The following is a 16,230-nucleotide window of genomic DNA, read 5'->3' as shown; positions in this document are numbered from 1 at the left end:
CCACTGAGCGTTGTCCAGGCTGCGCTGCCGACCCCCCGCCGCCGCCCTATGACACCGGAGATGCCTGGCACCCACTGTCGGTGCCCGGTGAGCCGTCAGATGTCAGTGCCGTGCCAACGAATCCGGCGATCGGTTCGGGTTCGGCCGCCGGTTCCGCCGCCGCCGGTTCGGCCGCCGCCGGTTCGGCCGCTGCCGGTGGATCCGCCGCGGGGGGTTCGGCCGCTGCCGGTGGATCGGCCGCGGCAGGCGCCGCTGGCTCCGCCGGGCTCGGCGCGGTACTCGGCACCGGTTCCGCCGGACTCGGCTTGACGCTCGGTTCCGGCTCGGCCGGGCTCGCCGCCGTCCTCGGCACCGGCTCAGCCGGACTCGGTATCACCGGTTCCGCGGGAGTCGGCGCGTTGGCAACTGGTTCCGCCGCGCTGGGTTCGGCCGGAATCGGTGCTGGCGCAACAGGTTCGGCGGCGGTCGGCTCCGCAGGCGTTGGTTCGGCCGGTGTCGGTTCCGCGGGTGTTGGTTCGGCCGGCGTCGGCTCCGCCGGTGTCGGTTCGGCCGCAACCGGTTCTGCCGCAGTCGGTTCCGCTGCTGTCGGCTCCGCGGCGGTCGGTTCGGCCGCCCCGCTGCTGCTGCTCTTGATCCCGATACCGACGCCGCCCACTCCGCCGTCACTTCCGCCGATCGCGGTCCCGCCGGTGCCTGCCCCCGTCCTGCCCGGCATCCCCGGGCTCCCCGCGCTCGCACCCGCCCCCGCGGCCGCTCCGGTCGCGGTGCCACCGCCGCCTCAGCCAGCACCGCCCGCGCCGGTGCAGGCGGCACCCGCGAAGCCCAACCCCGACGTGCGCCCGACGAGCGCCAACGACGGGCTGCCGAAACCCAAACTGCTGTCGGTGGTCGGCGGCCTGCTCGCCCTCGGTTTGGCCGGAGCAGGTTCCGGCGCAGTCAGTTTCCAGGGTGCCTCGGCCGCACAGGCCAGAGTCGACGCCGCCCGTGCCATGTTCTTCCCGAGGCCGTGAGGGGTGCTGGCATGAGTGAGCGAAGCGAACGAATCGTGATACAGCGTGCTTCGCGCATGCCGGAGCCGAGCGCTAGCGAGGTGGAGGCATGAGCGAGAGCAAGACTCAAAACACCTCGCGGTCTTACCGACGGGTCGCGGCCGCGGTGGACGCGGTGTGTGCCGTCGCGGCGGACTCCGACGCCACCACCCTCGACGAGGTGGTGCTCGCCATCGCGAGCGAGCGGCATCGCGAAATCGAAATCGCCAGTGCGCAATTGGGGCCTGGCGTGTGCGGTCAGCGGAGGCTCTTCCCCGATCGTGACGTGATCGTGCTCGCCGAGTCGCTGCCGAGCCGGGAGCACACCCTCGCACATGAGTTGGGGCACATCGTGTTCAACCACGAGGGCGCACCCGCAACCGAAGTGACCCTGGAAGCCAGCGACGACCTGATCGCCTACATGCTGAGCCAGCGGGCACACCAGCAGATCGTCGACGACGGCGCGGACGAACTCGCCGAGTGGGAGGCCGAGACCTTCGCCGCCATGCTGATGACCCGACTCCGCGTGTTCAACAGCCGTGGCGCAGGCGTCTCGGTCCTTCGATTCGATGAGGCTCTGGGATGACCCTCTGGTTGACGGCTCTGCTGGTCTGGATGGCGGCAGGCGCCCGGGTAGGACGCGTGCTCGTCAAACCCGCGACGACGGCCAGGGTGGCCATCGTGGTCGCGGTCGCCGCCGTCGCGCTGGCCGCCACCGTCGCGGTCCCCGAGATCGCGGTGGCGATCGACAACCTGCTTCCGCACGGCGTGCACGCGGGCTGGCTGTCCGACGGTGTCGTGGTTTCGGCCTGGATCACCTTCGTGACGGCCACCTCGGTGGTCGCGTCGGCGGCCTGGCCGGTCGTCTCCCGGCAGAACCTGCGTCAGGTGGCCACGGCGATCTACAGCATCGGTCTGGTCGCTGTGGCCGCGACCATCGCCTGGTCGTTCACCTTCGGCTGGGAAGTCGTCGCGCTCGGCGCGGTGTTCATCGTCGTCACCGGCCTGCGCAACCTCGACTGGACCACGCTCGGTCGCGGCATCGCGATCTACACCACAGGTTCGGCGTTGGTCGCGGTGCTCGCGGTACTCGAGATCCGGCGCGCGTTCGGCGACGCGGCACCGGTGGCACCTGGCCAACCGAACTGGGCGTGGCAGGCATGGGAAGTGGCCGGCCTGCTGATCGCGTTCGGCGCGGTGTGGATCGTGGTGGAGCTGTGGGTGCGAGCGCGGGTGCTACTGCGCCAGATTCGGCTGCTGCACCGCATCATGGTCGGTCGCTTCCCCGAGGTGGTCGCGCACGACCAGACCGGCACCTCCACTCAGCTGAAGGCGTCCGACCAAGTGGCGCAGATCATGGACGCCCTCTATCTGCAGTCCGGCGGTGGTGTGGTGCTCGCCTCAGTGGCCCCGCCGCCACGGTCGATCGTCGAGCGCGCGGACACCGTCGCGCAGTGGGCGAGAAACCCATTGGGCGATGTGACGGTCGACGCGCGATGGATTGCTCCGCCGGAGGGGATTAGTCCCCGAGGCTGGGTCCAGGCCATCGCGAGAGCGTATGACGCGACATCTCTGGAGCACGTCCGAAATTGAGCTCGCGGGGGTCTGCGCGTATTCAACGCACTAGTGCGTGCCACCCGATCCGCGTTGCCGTCTAGCGGTCGCGCGGGCGGCTGAGTTCTGGATGTACACGATGAGTTACCCGGATAGTCACGAAATCAGTTGTCCGAGGAAAACTTGCGGCTGAACTAGTACCAAGATTGTCGAATGTGCTTGCATCGCCCGGGCGCTCGAACTTCGTCAGAGGCCTTGACAGGGCACGCCCCTATTTCCACGGGCATGCCCTGTCCCGCGCTGCTCATTGGACGCACACATAACACAGCACAGTGCGACCCGAAGGTCGCACTGTGCTTGACGTGCAAGCGAACCTATTCGGTGCCATCCGGAGGAATTTCGGGCAAGCCTTCACTTGCCCGCAACTTCTCCGCCATGGACGTGAGGAGGTTCTGAGATTCTTCGGACAGGTCGAACGCTCTACTCGACAGCCGTCGCAGTCCGTAGCCCTGCAGCTGGGACAGCAACTCCAGATCGTGATCGATCTTGGCGGCATAGATGTCGTTGAAGAAGTAGTCCGGCTTGACCTTGAAGAACTTCGCCAGGGCGGCCACCGTCTCATCGGACGGGTTCGTCCGTTGTCCCGACCGCAACTGCGACAGGTACGGTTTCGAGATCGGATGTCCGGAGGCCGTCAGCGCAGCCGCAACCTCCGCGTTGGTGTGCGGCTTACGCCCCGGGGGATGCACGGTTTCGAACAGCTTGTTCAGCCGCGCCGCGAAATCAGCCATTGTGAGCCGCCCAATTCCCTTCGCTGTACTAACAGTCGTTATCTCGGATACGTATCATTGATATTAGCGGCTCAGTAACTGAAAACCTACGCCTGATTCCGGATTTCCTTGAAGCTTCTAGGTGCCGCTCCGGCGAAGGTACTGCGACCGTTGCGTTTGCGGGTCACCCCAACGGCTCTCGAGAAGCCGAGGTACGGACCGGTTCTGGCCCGTCGCGGAGGTCTTCCCCGATACGGTCCTGATAGCGGAAAGATAGCTGACGTCTCATCTAGTTGCAAGTCGAAGACATCATGTGGCGTACGACACGTTTCCGGCCCTGGGGGATGAACGTTCAACAATCCGGTTTTCGGGGGTAGAAGGCCCTAAATCCGTTCGATGATGGTCCCTGTCGCCAATGCGCCACCGGCACACATCAGCACCATGGCGGTGCTGCGGCCGGTTCGCTCCAGCTCGTGCAAAGCCGTTGTGATGAGGCGTGATCCGGTCGAGCCGACCGGATGGCCGATCGCGATCGCGCCGCCGTTGACGTTCACCCGGTCCATGTCCGGCTGGTGCACCGAGGCCCACGACAACGCCACCGAGGCGAACGCCTCATTGATTTCGAAGAGGTCGATGTCCGAAATGGTCATACCCGATCGCTCCAAGAGGCGCGAGCAGGCCTGAACCGGGCCGTCCAGATGGAACTCCGGCTCCGAACCGACCAGCGCCTGGGTGACGATCCGCGCGCGCGGCCGCAATCCGGCTCGCTGCGCGGCCTTTTCGTCCATCAGCAGCACGGCGGCGGCACCGTCGGAGATCTGCGACGAACTCCCCGCGGTGTGGATGCCGCCCTCCAGCACCGGCTTCAGCTTGGCCAGCCCCTCGGCGGTCGTCTCGCGCAGGCCTTGGTCCCGTGACACGTCCAGCTTCTCGCCGGTCGGCTTGCCCTCCTTGTCGACGACCGGCGCGGTCACGGTGAGCACCTCGCGCTCGAAGCGTCCTTCGGCCCAGGCCTGTCCGGCCAGCCGCTGCGAGCGGGCGCCGAACGCGTCGACGTCGGCGCGAGTGATGCCGCGCCGCTTGGCAATCCGCTCGGCCGCCTCGAACTGATTGGGCAGGTCGATGTTCCAGGACGCGGGCCTGCGCGGCCCGGCGTGCTCGCCGACATTGGCGCCCAACGGAACTCGGCTCATCGCCTCGACGCCGCAGGCGACGCCGATGTCGATCGCGCCGGTCGCGATGAGCCCGGCGATGAGGTGGTTGGCCTGCTGCGCCGAGCCGCACTGCGCGTCGATGGTGGTCGCGCCGACCTGCCAGGGCAGCCCGGCATGCAGCCACGCGACTCGGGTCACGTTGTTGGACTGCTCGCCCGCCTGGGTGACGCAGCCGCCGATGACCTGTTCGACCTGTGCCGGATCCAGGTGCGCGCGCTCGAGCAGTCCGCGCTGTGCGAGGCCGAGTAGCTCGGCCGCGTGCAGGCCGGACAGCCAGCCGCCGCGTTTGCCGATGGGGGTGCGAGCGGCCTCGACGATAACGGGTGTGCCCATATCCAACCTTTCGTTCGGGACAGAAACTGAAACGAGTTCATATAGGCAACTGGCGGTTCTGTCCGGTTTCTTTCCTGATCCTGCCGCCTATGCTTCAATGATTATAGAACGTGTTTCAGTTTGTCGAAGGAGACATCTGGTGGTAGACCCTCGGAATGTCCGGCCGAATCTGCCGGACGGATTCGACGTCACAGACCCCGACATCTACGCGGAACGGGTGCCGGTCGAGGAGTTCGCCGAGCTGCGCCGCACCGCCCCGGTCTGGTGGAATCCGCAGCCGGTCGAGGTCAGTGGCTTCCATGACGAGGGCTTCTGGGTGGTCAGCAAGCACGCCGACGTCAAAGAGGTGTCGCGCCGCGGCGAGGTGTTCTCCACCTTCGAGAACACCGCCATCCCGCGCTTCAACGACGACATCACCCGCGAGCAGATCGAACTGCAGCGGTTCATCCTGCTCAACAAGGACGCTCCGGAACACACGAAGCTGCGCAAAATCATCTCGCGCGGCTTCACCCCGCGCGCGATCAACGGTCTGCGCGAGCGACTTTCGGCGCGTGCCAACGAGATCGTCCAGGCCGCAGCCGAATCCGACTCCGGTGACTTCGTCGCCAAGGTCGCGTGCGAGCTGCCGCTGCAGGCCATCGCTGAGCTGATCGGCATCCCGGATGAGGACCGGATGAAGGTCTTCACCTGGTCGAACGAGATGACCGGCTATGACGACCCGGATATCGACGTTGACCCGGTGGCCTCGTCCGCCGAAATCCTCGGCTACGCATACCAAATGGCGGCCGATCGCAAGGCCTGCCCGGCCGACGACATCGTCACCAAGCTGGTCGAGGCCGACGTCGACGGCGATCAGCTGACGCCGGAGGAGTTCGGTTTCTTCGTGATCCTGCTCGCGGTAGCGGGCAATGAGACAACGCGCAATGCGATCACCCACGGCATGATGGCCTTCCTGGACAACCCGGATCAGTGGGAGTTGTTCAAGAAGGAGCGCCCGGCGACCGCCGTCGACGAGATCATCCGATGGGCCTCCCCGATCATCTCGTTCCAGCGGACCGCACTGGAGGACACCGAACTCGGTGGGATGCAGATCAAGAAGGGACAGCGGCTGGTGATGCTGTACCGGTCGGCCAACTTCGACGACGAGGTGTTCGAGAACCCGGAGAAGTTCGACATCATGCGAAAGGACAACCCGCACGTGTCCTTCGGCGGTACCGGCGCGCACTTCTGTGTCGGCGCGAACCTGGCTCGGCTGGAGGTCGATCTGATCTTCAACGCCATCGCCGATCATCTGCCGGATATCACCAAGATCGGTGACGCGAGGCGGCTGCGGTCCGGTTGGCTCAACGGGATCAAGGAATTCCCGGTCGATTTCAAGGGCTGTCCGGTCGCGCACTGACATGACCAAAAGGGCCCTCGTACCGGAAGTCCCCACTCCGGTTCGAGGGCCCTTCGCCCGTTGGTACTTCGCTCAGCCGATCTTCTTCGCGGTGGCCATCGCGCGGTCGACCTCCCAGAAGGCGCGCAGCGCGGCGATTTTGCCCGTGTCGTCCACCCGGTAGGTGAAGACGCCGTCGGCGTCGATCTGATGGCCGCCGAGGGTGCTGCGGATGGTGCCGGTGAACGCGATCTCGTTCCCGCACGCGAACGAGTCGCCGAACAGGAACTCGATCAGCTCGGTCTTCGCGATCGCCTTGTCCCAGAACGCCGCGATCGCCGCCTTGCCGCGATGGCCCTTGCCCTCGGGGTCGAAACCCGAAGGGCCGATGGGATCTTCGACGATGCCGTCCTCGGCGAACAGCGCGACCCACGCCGCCTTGTCCCTGGCCCGTACCGCGGCCTGGGACGCGAGCCCGGCGGTCCGGGCCGGATGGTCGACGGTCATACCGATGCCTCCGCGACGATCGGGTCTGCGATGTTCGCCGCGGCGAATCGGCGCAGCGAGTCCTGTTTGGCGGCGAGTTCGCCGTCGAAGCCGATGCCGTCGAAGAGCCAGGGGACCACGATCGCGTCGGTCACGCCCGCGTTCGCCAGATCTTGATAGCCCGAACGGCCGAACCGGTCGATGCACACCGCCTGGATCTCGAACGGCTCATCACCGCGGCCTGATTCGGCCCGCAGCGCGTCGAGCTTGCCGATGGTGCGGCACAGCTCGTCGTAGGTCATCATGGCCGAGGTCCAGCCGTCGCCGACCCTGGCCGCGCGCCGCAGCGCCACCTCGGTGTGCCCGCCGACGTAGAACGGCACCGGCTCGGTCGGCGCCGGGCTGACCTGCAGCGGATCGAAATCGAAGAACTCGCCGTGGAATTCGACCATGCCGCCGCCGAGCACCAGCTTGATGACCTCGATCATCTCGTCGACCCGCGCGCCGCGCCGCGCGTACGGCACGCCGCACCATTCGAATTCCTCGGGCGCCCAGCCGATTCCGACGCCGAAGCCGAAGCGGTTGCCGGACAGGTTGGCCACCGACCCGACCTGGCGGGCCAGCAGCAAAGGATTGCGCGAACCCAGCTTGAGCACGTTGGTGTAAAACCGGATCCGGCTGGTCACCATGGCCATGGCGGTCGCCCCGATGAGCGGGTCGACCCAGGGCGTCTCCGGCCCCCAGAACCGGCTGCCGTCGGCGGTATACGGATACTTCGCCGCCGCGGACTTCATATAGAACAGCGAGTCCGGCAGCGCGATCGACGAGAAGCCGCACTCCTCAGCGGTTTTCGCCAGTTCAGGCAGCTGGTCGAGTGGGCTCAGCGCGATACCGAGGGAGAACTGCAGCGGGCTCATGGCTTATCCGACCCGACAACCCACATCGAGAAGTACTGGGACCCACCGCCGTACGCGTGCCCGAGGGCCTTGCGCGCACCGTCGACCTGGCATGCCCCGGCTCGGCCCATGACCTGCTTGGCGGCCTCGGCGAATCGGATGAGCCCGGAAGCGCCGATCGGGTTGGAGGAGAGCACGCCGCCGGACGGGTTGACCGGCAGAATGCCGCCGATCTCGGTTTCGCCCTTGTCGGTCAGTTTCCAGCCGTCACCCTGCGGCACGAAGCCGAGGTTTTCCAGCCACATCGGCTCGAACCAGGAGAACGGCACGTAGATCTCGGCCACGTCGATCTCGTTGAGCGGGTCGGTGATTCCGGCGGCCTGCCACAGCGCGGCCGCCGCGTCCTGGCCAGCCTGCGGGTTGACCTGGTCGCGTCCGGCGAAGGTGGTCGGCTCGGTGCGCATCGCGGTGCCGTGCACCCACGCGACCTTCTTGCCGGTGGCCTCGACCGCGGTCGCTGCTTCTTCGTCGCCGATCACCACGGCGCACGCGCCATCGGAGGACGGGCAGGTCTCGTCGAAACGGATGGGGTCCCACAGCATTTGCGAGGCGAGCACCGATTCCAGCGTGATGTCGGGCTGTTTCAGGTGCGCGAGCGGGTTCTTGGCGCCGTTGCGGCGATCCTTGACCGCGACCATCGCGCCGATGTGGCTCGGCGCGTTGGAGCGTCGGATGTAGGAACGCACGTGCGGCGCGAAGTAGCCGCCCGCGCCCGCGCCGACCGGCATGGTGAACGGCACCGGAATCGACAACGCCCACATGGCATTCGACTCCGACTGCTTCTCCCAGGCGATCGCGAGCACCCGCTTGTGCACCCCGGCCTGCACCAGATTGGCGGCGACCACGCCGGTGGAACCGCCGACCGAACCGGCGGTGTGCACCCGAAGCAGCGGTTTTCCGGTGGCGCCCAAGGCATCCGCCAGATACAGCTCGGGCATCATGACGCCCTCGAACAGGTCCGGCGCCTTGCCGACGACTACCGCGTCGATATCGGCGATGGTGAGACCGGCGTCATCGAGTGCGCGATCGATGGCTTCGCGGCACATGCCCGCCATCGATACATCGGTTCTTTTCGTCACGTGATGGGTTTGTCCGGTGCCGAGCACCGCGGCCGGGACACTCATCGGCTCGCCTCCGAATCAAGAACTGTCACAAGGTTTTGCTGCAAAGCGGGGCCGCTGGTCGCATGGGCGAGGGCGCGATTCGCCGAACCGCCCATGATCGCCTTGGCCGCGAAGCCGATTCGCTCCAGGCCGGCGGCGAACATCGGATTCGCGGCGAGCGCGCCACCCGACGGATTCACCTTGGTGCCGTTCTTCAGGCCGATCGCCTCGGCGAGGATCAGCTGCTGGTGGCTGAACGGCGCGTGCAGTTCGGCAATGTCGAAGTTGGTGTCGCCGCCGGTAACCGCCTGTGCGGCAGCCGAAGTGGAGGGCGAGACGGTGAGATCGCGCGCGCCGAGCATCGGGGTGTCCACCCGGTGTGCCATTCCGGTGATCCAGGCCGGGCGTTCGCAGAGTTCGCGGGCGCGGTCGCCGATCGCGAGCACGATGGCGGCAGCGCCGTCGGTGATCGGGGCGATGTCGTGGGCGCGCAGCGGATCGGCGATATACGGTGCGCCGAGCAGATTTTCGACGTCGCCGCCGTCGCCCGCGGCTACCGCCGCCATATCGCGTTCGGTCCAGCGGCCCGCGTCGAGCCCGGCCCTGGCCTGCAGGCCCGCGATGGACCAGGCATCCGGCCACAGCGGCGTCACCAGGTACGGATCGAGCTGCATGGTGAGGACCTGGCGCAGCGTGCCCGCCGACGACTTGCCGAAGCCGTACACCAGCGCTGTCTTCGCCTGTCCCGAGCGCAGTTTCACCCACGCCTCGTACAGCGCCCAGGCGGCGTCCATCTCCACGTGTGATTCGTTGATCGGCGGTACCGCGCCGATCGCGTCGATCGCCGAGATGAACGAAAAGGCCCGTCCGGCAAGGTAATCCGAGGAGCCGGAGCACCAGAAGTCGATATCGGACTTGGTGATGCCGAGCTGGCTGTAGAGCTGCTGGAAGCATGGCACCAGCATCTCCACACCATTGGTGGTGCCGAAGGTCTCCGGCACGTGCGGCGCGTGGGCGAAACCCACGACCGCGATGTCGGTGGCGTTGTCAGTCAACTTGCGCCTCTCTCAGAGGTGATGCTTGTAGGTGTCGTACTCGGCATCCGGCTCGCCGGTGGGGCGGAAGTGGTCCACGTTCTCCAGCCCGAAGCCCCACTCCTCGCGCGGCTTCCACACGGCTTCCACCCGCATGCCCATCCGCACTTCGCTTGCCTCGCAACCGAGTACGAGGTGCAGCACCGGGATGTCCGCGCCGTCAAGCAGCACGTAGGCGGCGACGTACGGCGGCTTGATCCGCTGACCGAGGAACGGCACGTTCACGATGCAGAACGTGGTAACCGTGCCGTGGTCGGGCAGTTCGACGACCTCGTCGGTGGGCCTGCCGTCGGTCGGGTTGGCGCCGCGTGGCGGGAAGTACACCTTGCCCGCGGCGTCGGTGCGGCCGCCGAGCAGCTTGCCCTCGGCGAGTCCGCGCAGGTAGACGGTCTCCTGCGGGGAGGCCGTGTGGTTGTAGTCGAGGGCGACCGGGGTGGTGATCACGGTGACCGGGTCGCCGTCGGCGGCGGCTTCGACCGGCGCGTCGGCCTTTTCGCCGGGCACGAAGCAGGCGATGTCATGGATGCTGCCGGTGGTTTCCTCGGCCCACTTGACGGTTACCCGCAGGCCGGTCTGGATATCGTCCGGCGCGGCGACGTCGACGGCGTGCAGCAGTGCGGTGTCCGCGCCGTCGAGGCGGATCAGCGCCCAGGCGAATGGCCGGTCGAACGGCTGGCCGGGCAGCGGCTCGCGCACCCAGGTCCATGATTCGACGGTGCCGGTGGCGGCGACGTCGACGAAATCGGTGAGTGGCGCCGCGGTGCGCGGATCGTATTCCGGCGGCGGCACGAGCACCCGCCCGTCCGAGCCCCGCACGCCGACGATCTTGCGGTCGCGCAGGTTGGTCAGAAAGTTGCCGATCGTCGGTCCGACGGACCGCGTGTAGTCGAATCGCACCCGAAGGGGCGCGCTGAGCACATCGGGCACGGTATTTGTGTTCAAATCCGACCCTCTCTCATCCGCGATTACGCCGGATGCAGTATTCCCCTGAGTCACAATGTCGAGTAGAACAGGTTCTTATTCTGCTGGCAAGCAGTTGTCTCGGAAAGGGTGGCGCATGAAGTTCGGATTGCAACTCGGGTACTGGATGGCGCAGCCGCCGCAGCACGCGGGGGAGTTGGTGGTGGCGGCCGAGGACGCCGGGTTCGACGCGGTATTCGCCGCGGAATCGTGGGGATCGGACGCGTTCGGACCGCTGACCTGGTGGGGATCGTCGACGGAGCGGGTCAGGCTCGGCACGTCGGTCGTGCAGATGTCGGCTCGAACGCCCGCCGCGACCGCGATGCACGCGCTCACGCTGGATCATCTCAGCGGCGGCCGGGCGATCCTCGGGCTCGGTGTTTCCGGGCCGCAGGTGGTGGAGGGCTGGTACGGGCAGCCGTTCGCCAAGCCGTTGCAGCGCACCCGCGAATACGTCGGGATCATTCGGCGCATCCTCGAGCGGCAGGGGCCGGTCACCAATGACGGGCCGAACTATCCGCTGCCCTACCGCGGGCCTGGGTCGACCGGACTCGGCAAGCCGCTCAAGCCGATCGTGCATCCGCTACGTGCGGATTTGCCGATCTGGCTCGGCGCGGAGGGCCCGAAGAATGTGGCGCTCACGGCGGAGATCGCCGACGGGTGGCTGGCGATCTACTACGCGCCGCGGCTGGCGAACATGTACAACGACTGGCTGGACGAGGGTTTCGCCAGGGCCGGCGCGCGCCGCTCGCGCGAGGACTTCGAGATCGCCGCGAGCTGTCAGGTGGTGATCACCGACGACGCGGCGAGCGAGCTGGAGAAGATGCGCTGGATCATGTCGCTCTACATCGGCGGCATGGGTGCGCCGGAACAGAATTTCCACGCGCAGGTCTATCGGCGGATGGGCTATGAGCGTGAGGTCGACGAGATCGGCAAGCTGTTCATGGCGGGCAAGAAGGCCGAGGCGGCGGCCGTGGTGCCGGACGAGATGATTCTGGATACCGCGATCATCGGCGACGAGGAGCATGTTCGTAAGCAACTCGGGGTCTGGTCGGCGGCCGGTGTCACCATGCTGTTGGTGTCGGCTCCCGATGTCGAGCAATTACGTCGGCTCGCACCCCTTGTCGATATGTAGAACACGTTCTAGATTCAATACTGTGAATGCCTCACCCACCCCGTCGGCTCCGCCTCCTCACCATCCCCAAGGGCAGGAGTCAGTAAAAGTTCTCGGTCTGTGGAACATCGCCGAAGCCGAACCCGATCGGATCGCCCTGGTCGATCCGGCGGGCCGGGAGGTGACGTATCGCGAATTGGCCACGCTGGCCAACCGATATGCCACCGGCCTGCGCGGGCTCGGCCTGGAAACCGGCGATGTGCTGGTGAGCATGGTGCACAACTGCGTCGAGGCGATCGCCGCCTACTTCGCGGCGTACCAGGCCGGGCTGTACATCGTCGCGGTGAACTGGCATCTCACCGGTCCAGAGGTCGCCTACATCTTGCAGGACAGCGAGGCGAAGGCGTTCCTGGTCAGCGATCGTTTCGCCGCGACCGCGAAGGCGGCGGCCGACGAGGCGGGATTGCCTGCCGCGGCGCGCTTTTCGGTGGGCGAGATCGAGGGCTTCAAGTCGGTGGCCTGGCTCGGCGCCGCGGATACCGGGCGACCGTCCGACCGAAGCACCGGCGCGCCGATGCTCTACACCTCCGGAACCACGGGGCGGCCCAAGGGTGTTCGCCGCCCGCTCACCGGCGCCGACCCGGATGTCGTTCCGCCGCATACCAACGCGTTCTTCGGCCTGTTCGAGCTGGCGCCCTACGACGATCACGTGCACATCTGTGGCTCGCCGCTCTATCACACCGCGGTGCTGAACTTCGCGACCATCTCGATTCAGTTGGGGCACACGCTTGTTCTGATGGATCGCTGGGACGCCGAGGAAATGCTGCGGCTGATCGACAAGTACCGGGTGACGCACAGCCACATGGTGCCGACCCAGTTCCATCGCCTGCTCGCCCTGCCCGAAGCGGTGCGCGCCAAGTACGACGTGTCCTCGCTGCGCAGCATGGTGCACGGTGCCGCGCCGTGTCCGCAGGAGACCAAGCGGAAGATGCTGGAGTGGTGGGGACCGACGGTCACCGAGTACTACGCGGCCACCGAGGGCGGCGGTACGGTGATCAACGGGACCGATTGGCTGCGCAAGCCCGGCTCGGTCGGCAAGGCCTGGCCGTGGTCGGTGATCAAGGTGCTCAGCGAGGAGGACGGCACCGAGGTGCCCGCCGGTGAGCCCGGCCTGGTCTACATGCGCATGGGCGCTTCGAGTTTCGAATACCACCACGACAAGGCCAAGACCGAGGATTCACGGGTCGGCGACCTGTTCACCGTCGGCGACATCGGCCACCTCGACGAGGACGGCTACCTGTACTTGCACGACCGCCGCTCCGACCTGATCCTGTCCGGCGGCGTGAACATCTACCCGGCCGAGATCGAAAACGTCCTGGTCACCCACCCGAAGGTCGCCGACGTAGCCGTCTTCGGCATCCCGCACCCCGATTGGGGCGCCGAGGTCAAGGCCGTAGTCCAGCCCGCCGAGGGCATCGAAGGCACCGACACCCTCACCGCCGAGCTATTGGCTTTCGCCGCAACCCAATTGGCGAAATACAAGATGCCGAAGTCGGTCGACTACCTCCCCGAACTCCCCCGCGACCCCAACGGCAAGCTCTACAAGCGCAAACTTCGCGACCGCTACGTCCCCGCGCCCTAACCCCAAATCCGCACTCGGACTCGGAATCCGCACTCGAAATAGGGCCCTATTCTCGGTGCGGCTCCCGAGTCAGAGTGCGGATCCGCGGCTTGGCCGCCGAGGCGACAGGCTCAGGCCGGTTCGCGTAGCTCCGGGGCGAGGCCGAAGAGCGGGAACAACTTCTCCGTGTCGAGGAAGAAGCACATCCCCGAGATGGCATTGCCGTCCAGCTCGAGCACGATGACCGACCACGGGATCCACACGCCCGGCTCGTCGCCGGGCTTGTACTGACCGAAGGCCGGTTCGCCGTTGGCACCTTCCAGGCGGATCATGCGGGAGTCGCGGCAGGCGCTGCCGTGGCCGAGCATGAACGCGGCCACGTTCGCCGGGCCGGAGACCCAGAATTCGAGCGGCGGCATGGACAGGGACACGTCGGTTTTGAGCAGCGTGGTGAGGGTGTCCATGTCGTAGGCCTCGAACGCCTTGACGAAGCTGTCGACCAGTTTGCGCTGGTCCTCGTTCGATTCGTCGTAGGTGTCGGTGACGGTCGGCTGCACTTTCGACATGGTGGCTCGTGCGCGTTGCAGCGCGCTGTTCACCGACGCGGGGGACATGGTGAGGGCCTCGGCGGTCTCGTTGGCGGAGAAGCGAAGCACCTCCCGCATGATCAGGATTGCGCGCTGGGTGGCCGGCAGGTGCTGACAGGCCGCGACGAAGGCCAGGCGCAGCGTGTCCTTGGCCGAGGCGTGGTCGGCCGGATCGGCGCCGAACGCCAAGGCGTTCGGGATCGGCTCGATCCAGACGTAGTCCGGCTGCGGGGCGGGTAGTTGTGCGTCCGGTCGCGAGGGGCCGGACAGGTCCATCGGCCGAGCCCGCCGCTGCGGGCCGTCGAGCATGTCGAGGCAGACGTTCGTGGCGATTCGATACAGCCAGGAGCGCAGGCTCGCTCGGCCCTCGAAGGAGTCGTAGGACTTCCACGCGCGGGTGAAGGTCTCCTGGACGGCGTCCTCGGCTTCGAAGGATGAGCCGAGCATGCGGTAGGTGTATGCGCACAGTTCCCTGCGGTGCTTCTCGAAGGATTCGAGCACGTCGGGAGCGAGGCCGGCGGTGTGGCCGGACAAGTCGTTCATGGGTGTCACCCTGCCACAGCCCACCGACACATCCCAGACCCAAAGACCTGCTACCAGCGCGATCAAGATCATCGGACGTGCTGCCGCAGTGGGGGCTGTCACATCGTCTGGGCGAGCGATGAGTTCCGCTCCCAGGATTCGTCTCTATTGGTGCGCAACTAAACAGGCGGACTACGAAAAGGTGCCCGAGACATGACCAGCCGGATGATTTTCCTCAACCTCCCCGTCGCCGAGCTGAATCGGTCGAAGAGTTTCTACGAGGCGCTCGGCTGGAAGGTCAATCAGGAGTTCTCCGACGACGCCGCTGCCTGCATCGTGATCGACGACAACATCTGCGTCATGCTGCTGACCAGACAGTTCTTCGCCACCTTCAGCAAGCGTCAGGTCGCGGACACCGCCGAGAAGATCAGCGCCACTTATGGATTGGCGTTGAGCAGCGCCGCAGAGGTGGACGCGCTCACAGCGGCCGCGCTGGCCGCGGGCGGTACCGAGGAGATCAGCGAGGACAAGCGGTCGCAAGAGGAGAAGGTCGGCATGTACAGCCGCAGCTTCCTCGATCCGGACGGTCACCAGTGGGAGCCGTTCTGGATGGGCCATGCGGGATGTTGAGCCCGACGAGGGGGCGCCCCCGGTGCCGAAAGGTGCCGAGGGCGGCCTCGCGCAGTCGCGCTCGCAAGCGCTCCGTGCGTTGCCTTTTCAGCTACCGGTGAACGACGGCTTGCGCTTCTCCGCGAAGGCCTTCGGGCCCTCCTTGGCGTCGGTCGAGCGGAAGACGGCGGTGCCGAGCTTCGCGTCGATCTGGAACGCCTCCTCCTCGTGCATGCCCTCGGTATCGCGGATGGTGCGCAGGATGGCCTGCACCGCGAGCGGGCCGTTGGCGGCGATCAGCGCGGCCAGTTCGAGTGCCTTGTCGAGCGCGCCGCCATCGGGCACCACGTGTCCGATGAGCCCGATCTCCTTGGCCTCGGTCGCGGTGATGTGCCTGCCGGTCAGCAGGATGTCCGCGGCGACGGTGTAGGGGATCTGGCGGACCAGGCGCACCGCGGACCCGCCGAGCGGGAAGAGTCCCCATCGTGCTTCGGACACACCGAATTTCGCGCTTTCCCCGGCCACCCTGATGTCGGTGCCCTGCAGGATCTCGGTGCCGCCCGCGATGGCCGCGCCCTCGACCGCCGCGATCAGCGGCTTGGTGAGTCTGCGGCCCTTGAGCAGCGCCTCGATCTTCGACAGGTCCCAGCCGCCGCCCGCGAACGAATCGCCGGGGTGCTGGGTGGTCATCGCCTTCAGGTCAGCGCCCGCGCAGAACGCGCCGCCGGCGCCGGTCAGGATCGCCACCCGGATGTCAGGATCGCTGTCCACCTGGTCCCAGGCGTCGCGCATGATCGCCATCATCTCGCCGGACAGCGCGTTGCGCGCCTCCGGGCGATTCATCGTGACGATGAGGACGTGGTCGCGTTTCTCGACGAGGCAGTGTGGCATTGGCGAATCT

General features: G+C 66.7%; 16 protein-coding genes. 7 read left to right on the top strand and 9 right to left on the bottom strand.

Features of this window, described 5'->3' with window-relative positions; all coding sequences use genetic code 11:
- Positions 1-110: 110 nt before the first annotated feature.
- The 3 genes from OG203_RS22250 (at position 111) to OG203_RS22240 (ending at position 2,621) form a co-directional block, all read left to right on the top strand.
- Entirely contained in the window at positions 111-1,010 is a 900-nt protein-coding gene (locus tag OG203_RS22250) for a hypothetical protein (protein ID WP_405167531.1), read from the top strand.
- 88 nt (positions 1,011-1,098) lie between these two features.
- Positions 1,099-1,614 (top strand): ImmA/IrrE family metallo-endopeptidase, encoded by a 516-nt coding sequence (locus OG203_RS22245; protein ID WP_405167530.1) that lies wholly within the window; start codon positions 1,099-1,101, stop codon positions 1,612-1,614.
- Positions 1,611-2,621: a hypothetical protein gene (locus tag OG203_RS22240; RefSeq protein ID WP_405167529.1), complete on the top strand. Its 1,011-nt coding sequence runs from the start codon at positions 1,611-1,613 to the stop codon at positions 2,619-2,621. The genes OG203_RS22245 and OG203_RS22240 overlap by 4 nt, the downstream gene beginning before the upstream one ends.
- A gap of 335 nt (positions 2,622-2,956) precedes the next feature.
- Here OG203_RS22240 and OG203_RS22235 read toward each other — a convergent pair whose 3' ends face one another.
- Both OG203_RS22235 and OG203_RS22230 read right to left on the bottom strand, forming a co-directional pair.
- Positions 2,957-3,373 carry a helix-turn-helix domain-containing protein gene (locus tag OG203_RS22235; RefSeq protein ID WP_011207048.1) on the bottom strand — a complete coding sequence of 139 codons (417 nt, stop codon included), beginning with the start codon at positions 3,371-3,373 and terminating at the stop codon, positions 2,957-2,959.
- Positions 3,374-3,735: 362 nt separating this feature from the next.
- On the bottom strand, positions 3,736-4,899 hold the full coding sequence (locus OG203_RS22230; RefSeq protein WP_405167528.1) for a steroid 3-ketoacyl-CoA thiolase: 1,164 nt from the start codon (positions 4,897-4,899) through the stop codon (positions 3,736-3,738).
- A gap of 97 nt (positions 4,900-4,996) precedes the next feature.
- On the opposite strand from OG203_RS22230, the gene OG203_RS22225 reads away from it, so the two are divergent.
- Positions 4,997-6,298, top strand: a complete 1,302-nt coding sequence (locus OG203_RS22225; RefSeq protein ID WP_405167527.1) for a cytochrome P450 — start codon at positions 4,997-4,999, stop codon at positions 6,296-6,298.
- 72 nt (positions 6,299-6,370) lie between these two features.
- Here the strand turns inward: OG203_RS22225 and OG203_RS22220 are convergent, their stop codons facing one another.
- Genes OG203_RS22220 through OG203_RS22200 form a run of 5 tightly spaced genes read right to left on the bottom strand, consistent with a single transcriptional unit; the run spans position 6,371 to position 10,858 of the window.
- On the bottom strand, positions 6,371-6,784 hold the full coding sequence (locus tag OG203_RS22220) for a nuclear transport factor 2 family protein (protein WP_405167526.1): 414 nt from the start codon (positions 6,782-6,784) through the stop codon (positions 6,371-6,373).
- Complete coding sequence (locus OG203_RS22215; protein WP_405167948.1) at positions 6,781-7,671, bottom strand: TIGR03619 family F420-dependent LLM class oxidoreductase; 891 nt, start codon at positions 7,669-7,671, stop codon at positions 6,781-6,783. The genes OG203_RS22220 and OG203_RS22215 overlap by 4 nt, the downstream gene beginning before the upstream one ends.
- A 5-nt stretch (positions 7,672-7,676) precedes the next feature.
- Positions 7,677-8,843: a thiolase domain-containing protein gene (locus OG203_RS22210; protein ID WP_405167525.1), complete on the bottom strand. Its 1,167-nt coding sequence runs from the start codon at positions 8,841-8,843 to the stop codon at positions 7,677-7,679.
- Complete coding sequence (locus OG203_RS22205; RefSeq protein ID WP_405167524.1) at positions 8,840-9,877, bottom strand: thiolase domain-containing protein; 1,038 nt, start codon at positions 9,875-9,877, stop codon at positions 8,840-8,842. The genes OG203_RS22210 and OG203_RS22205 overlap by 4 nt, the downstream gene beginning before the upstream one ends.
- 12 nt (positions 9,878-9,889) lie before the next feature.
- On the bottom strand, positions 9,890-10,858 hold the full coding sequence (locus OG203_RS22200) for a Zn-ribbon domain-containing OB-fold protein (protein WP_405167523.1): 969 nt from the start codon (positions 10,856-10,858) through the stop codon (positions 9,890-9,892).
- Between the two features lie 115 nt (positions 10,859-10,973).
- Between OG203_RS22200 and OG203_RS22195 the strand changes: the two genes are divergently transcribed.
- Both OG203_RS22195 and OG203_RS22190 read left to right on the top strand, forming a co-directional pair.
- Entirely contained in the window at positions 10,974-12,011 is a 1,038-nt protein-coding gene (locus OG203_RS22195) for an LLM class F420-dependent oxidoreductase (protein ID WP_405167522.1), read from the top strand.
- 22 nt (positions 12,012-12,033) lie between these two features.
- Entirely contained in the window at positions 12,034-13,632 is a 1,599-nt protein-coding gene (locus OG203_RS22190; RefSeq protein WP_405167521.1) for an acyl-CoA synthetase, read from the top strand.
- A 110-nt stretch (positions 13,633-13,742) separates the two neighbouring features.
- Here the strand turns inward: OG203_RS22190 and OG203_RS22185 are convergent, their stop codons facing one another.
- Positions 13,743-14,741, bottom strand: coding sequence for a sigma-70 family RNA polymerase sigma factor (locus OG203_RS22185; protein ID WP_405167520.1), 999 nt, complete (start codon positions 14,739-14,741; stop codon positions 13,743-13,745).
- A gap of 192 nt (positions 14,742-14,933) precedes the next feature.
- Here OG203_RS22185 and OG203_RS22180 point away from each other — a divergent pair, with 192 nt between their 5' ends.
- On the top strand, positions 14,934-15,350 hold the full coding sequence (locus OG203_RS22180; protein WP_405167519.1) for a VOC family protein: 417 nt from the start codon (positions 14,934-14,936) through the stop codon (positions 15,348-15,350).
- An 87-nt stretch (positions 15,351-15,437) separates the two neighbouring features.
- Here OG203_RS22180 and OG203_RS22175 read toward each other — a convergent pair whose 3' ends face one another.
- A complete protein-coding gene (locus OG203_RS22175; RefSeq protein ID WP_405167518.1) occupies positions 15,438-16,220 on the bottom strand; it encodes a crotonase/enoyl-CoA hydratase family protein in 783 nt (260 codons plus the stop codon).
- Between the last annotated feature and the right edge of the window lie 10 nt (positions 16,221-16,230).

This window comes from Nocardia sp. NBC_01499 (assembly GCF_045040275.1).
Lineage (GTDB): Bacteria > Actinomycetota > Actinomycetes > Mycobacteriales > Mycobacteriaceae > Nocardia.
This window is presented reverse-complemented; position numbering and strand designations above follow the sequence as displayed.

Bases quoted from the DNA above. Each gene is read 5' to 3' on its own strand.
- OG203_RS22245 (WP_405167530.1), top strand. From the start codon at position 1,099: ATGAGCGAGAGCAAGACTCAAAACACCTCGCGGTCTTACCGACGGGTC.
- OG203_RS22240 (WP_405167529.1), top strand. From the start codon at position 1,611: ATGACCCTCTGGTTGACGGCTCTGCTGGTCTGGATGGCGGCAGGCGCC.
- OG203_RS22235 (WP_011207048.1), bottom strand. From the start codon at position 3,373: ATGGCTGATTTCGCGGCGCGGCTGAACAAGCTGTTCGAAACCGTGCAT.
- OG203_RS22230 (WP_405167528.1), bottom strand. From the start codon at position 4,899: ATGGGCACACCCGTTATCGTCGAGGCCGCTCGCACCCCCATCGGCAAA.
- OG203_RS22225 (WP_405167527.1), top strand. From the start codon at position 4,997: ATGATTATAGAACGTGTTTCAGTTTGTCGAAGGAGACATCTGGTGGTA.
- OG203_RS22220 (WP_405167526.1), bottom strand. From the start codon at position 6,784: ATGACCGTCGACCATCCGGCCCGGACCGCCGGGCTCGCGTCCCAGGCC.
- OG203_RS22210 (WP_405167525.1), bottom strand. From the start codon at position 8,843: ATGAGTGTCCCGGCCGCGGTGCTCGGCACCGGACAAACCCATCACGTG.
- OG203_RS22195 (WP_405167522.1), top strand. From the start codon at position 10,974: ATGAAGTTCGGATTGCAACTCGGGTACTGGATGGCGCAGCCGCCGCAG.
- OG203_RS22185 (WP_405167520.1), bottom strand. From the start codon at position 14,741: ATGAACGACTTGTCCGGCCACACCGCCGGCCTCGCTCCCGACGTGCTC.
- OG203_RS22180 (WP_405167519.1), top strand. From the start codon at position 14,934: ATGACCAGCCGGATGATTTTCCTCAACCTCCCCGTCGCCGAGCTGAAT.
- OG203_RS22175 (WP_405167518.1), bottom strand. From the start codon at position 16,220: ATGCCACACTGCCTCGTCGAGAAACGCGACCACGTCCTCATCGTCACG.